Raw genomic sequence first — 3,062 nt, forward strand, 5'->3', positions numbered from 1 at the left:
CTCTGAATTCTTCCGGGCGCTTTTCGGTGACAGTTCGAAACTTTGAAGGAGCACGCCGAGACCGGACCCGTGGTCGGGACTTGGTGTGTACTCTCTACTTTGGGGCGCGCATGTCAGAGGAGGCGTCGGAGATGTCTCGAATGAGGGTACATCGTCAGCGGGCTGTCCATTTTGGTCGGAACTGGTTCCGTTCAATTGGTCAAATGGACAGTTGTCGGCCTTGATGCGAAAGCCGACCGGCGAGCAAGACATATTGCCGATTCTGCCGAAATGAAATAGAAGCCTCGTCCCATCATTTTGGATTGCACATCGCGACTGACCCGTGACATTCTGTTGCGTCCCCGTCAGTCTCGCCGAGGGTTTCATCGAGGCGTTGTTCAATGGATCTGGTCTCACGCCGTCGTTTCGTCGCATGGACGGTTGCTCAAGGATGTCTTTGTCTCGGCGTCGGTTGTGGTACGATTCTGCATCCTGAACGGCGCGGTCAACCGGCCGGTCCACTGGATTGGAAGATTGTCGCGCTGGATGCTGTGGGGTTGATGTTCTTCTTCGTGCCGGGAGTGATTGCGTTTGCCGTCGACTTCAACAATGGAACGATCTACCTGCCGCATGAGCACCAAGGACGTAAGCCACAGTACTATGCGGACCAGGAATTTGCGCAAGTGACTGTTCCCCGCGATGAGATCTCGGTGGAACGCATCGAACAAGTCGTGGCTCAACACACCACGCGCAAGATCTCTTTAAAACCCGGAACTTATCAGACAGAAGAACTGAAAAGCATCGACGATTTCTGGAAGGTCAAGGAACGTTGCCGAACTCCAGTGAACCCAGGCTGAGTCGCGACCCCTCACTCGTTTGAATCGTGCTTTGCTGTTGCAAGGGGCAACCGAAATCGCTTCTGTTTCGCCCATGGAATACACCTCCTCGCCATCACTTCAATTTTGGGTGACGAGGCTCGGACGGTCATGCGATTGGCTGACAACGGGAGGTTACGATGACGGGATGAGGTCCTTACGGGTTCCCTTTGTGGATCTCGTTCCAAACAGCGACATACCACAACAGGGCAGCACGGCGTTGTCCGATGCCGGAAAAATGACGGCGAGAATTGACGTCCCCCCGATTTTCACCTGCCAACTGGTCCGTATCGGGGCCCGGCCCGAAGTGAGGCCGCTTCCATAGTTGGTGTATGGCTGACCGAATCCGTTCTTCTGCCACGGGATCATTGTAGACGGTGGGGTGAAGAGTGGATTTCGCAAGCAGCCAGGGTGGCTCGAATCGCCATGCCCGCGCGGCGGCTTCCCGGATCTTGATCATGTTCCCGATATAGGTCTCTGTCGGGGTGTGTTCGATGACATCGGATTCTCCCTGCTGCCACAAAACGGCTCGGAACGAACCGATATCGCGTCCCGCCTTCACCAGACGGCGGTGTAGTTCTTCGTCGGGCAGCCATTGGCGTGACGATGTCCCTCCCACGGCGACATTCACAAACGCGACAGGGACGCGCAGTGTCGGGACGAGAAGGTCTCCCAGATGCGGCCAGATGGTTCCTCCATCTCCAACATGGGGTTGGGGATCGTTGGCTACGGACCAGGTTTTCGCCACCCAGTCATAGGCGGAGACACGCCTTTCGGGATCGGTGACTTTCAGCAGTTCGTCATTTGCACCCGCAGCGTACGACTGTCCTGCGATAAGAAAGACTTCTCCGACACCGACAGGTTCGACGGCCCCTTCGGCAACCGTTTTGCCGTCACGGATGCAGCGTACTTCCAGTCGGTACCATCCCCCCGCCACCATTTCTGCCGGACCACGAAACGTCTGTCCCTCTGATTCCGTCACCAGCGGCGCCCAGTTGGAATCCGTTCCAAAGGCTCCCTTGAGCGCCACGACGCGGAACTCAAGCTCTCCTTTGACGTCGGCAGGAAGAGTTCCCTGTACTTCGATGTCCGCGTAGCCCAGTTCGGGGCCTCCAAGATTGTGATCGTGCGAACGAGAGGACTGGAAGCCTTCCCGCTGTACGACCTGATGGGGAAGGGGACTGGATAAATCAAGTCTGGCCGTTTCCGCTGCGATCAACGGCGAGATTCCCGAGAGGAGAACGATCAGGCTCCACGCGACGCAGATGCGATTCATGAGTTTTCTCCGATGTCTAATGTTGTTCGTTTTGATCAGACTCATCGTCGTGGGAGCCGGCATTCCGCTATGTCCGCATGGTAGGTACGGTGCCATCTTCACAATAAACCCGTCGTCTGAAACGGGCTTTCGAAACGCACCTGGATCAAGGCGAGGCGAACGCTACCGGGGGGAGCTTCGCTGATCTGTTGCCGTCTTCAGGTTGTTCCCGCCGCGGCCTGATCCGCAAGGATGATCGCGTCGTCGCGACGAATTCGACCCGCGGGAATCGTCTGGTCACCACTTTGCAACCGCGACAACATCTCTCGCTTCTCTGCACCGGTGACGACCCAGAGAATTTTCCTGCTGCGGTTGAGGACCGGGAAGGTCAGCGTCATGCGCTGGCGACCCTGATAAACGTCCGTGATGGCAACGTCGCTCCCTTCAATCGACAGGGCGGAGTCATTGGGAACGAGCGACGCTGTATGCCCATCAGTTCCGAGACCGAGATGAACGAGGTCCAGCACGGGGGGGACACCTGCGTAAGTTCGGAGAAGTTCACAGTACTGGTCTGCGGAAGCTTGCAGGTCCTGCGCCGCTGTATTCATCGCGTGTATCTGGCTCTCGGGGATCGGAGCACCGGCGAGGCTGGCCCTGAGATGTGTCAGGTTTCTGTCGGAATGGCCATCGGGTGCGGCGCGTTCATCAACTTGAAAAATGTGGACATTCCCCCAGGGGATTTCTTCTTCGGTCAGGACCTTGAGCATCACCCAGGGGGTCCTGCCGCCACTGACCGCCAGCAAAAATTGGCCACGTTCCGCGACGGCGCTCCGCGCGAAGCAGGCGATTTCACTCGCCGCTTGGCGAGCGACGGTGTCTGCGTCGGTCAGTACTTCCAGATTCATCCAACACTTCCTTCAATTCGAAATTCTTGCTGCAACACTTCGTCGCCT

Annotated in this window: 3 protein-coding genes; 1 reads left to right on the forward strand and 2 read right to left on the reverse strand. The window is 57.2% G+C overall.

Going from position 1 to position 3,062, the window contains the following annotated elements; genetic code table 11:
* The first annotated feature begins 380 nt into the window (after window positions 1-380).
* Complete coding sequence (locus VGE80_RS12245; protein WP_440592866.1) at window positions 381-836, forward strand: hypothetical protein; 456 nt, start codon at window positions 381-383, stop codon at window positions 834-836.
* Between the two features lie 175 nt (window positions 837-1,011).
* Here VGE80_RS12245 and VGE80_RS12250 read toward each other — a convergent pair whose 3' ends face one another.
* Both VGE80_RS12250 and pgl read right to left on the reverse strand, forming a co-directional pair.
* Window positions 1,012-2,130 (reverse strand): sialate O-acetylesterase, encoded by a 1,119-nt coding sequence (locus VGE80_RS12250; RefSeq protein ID WP_440592867.1) that lies wholly within the window; start codon window positions 2,128-2,130, stop codon window positions 1,012-1,014.
* A 197-nt stretch (window positions 2,131-2,327) separates the two neighbouring features.
* Window positions 2,328-3,014 (reverse strand): 6-phosphogluconolactonase, encoded by a 687-nt coding sequence (gene pgl, locus VGE80_RS12255; protein ID WP_440592868.1) that lies wholly within the window; start codon window positions 3,012-3,014, stop codon window positions 2,328-2,330.
* Between the last annotated feature and the right edge of the window lie 48 nt (window positions 3,015-3,062).

The sequence above is a fragment of the Schlesneria sp. genome (genome assembly GCF_036405755.1).
GTDB classification, from domain to species: domain Bacteria; phylum Planctomycetota; class Planctomycetia; order Planctomycetales; family Planctomycetaceae; genus Schlesneria; species Schlesneria sphaerica.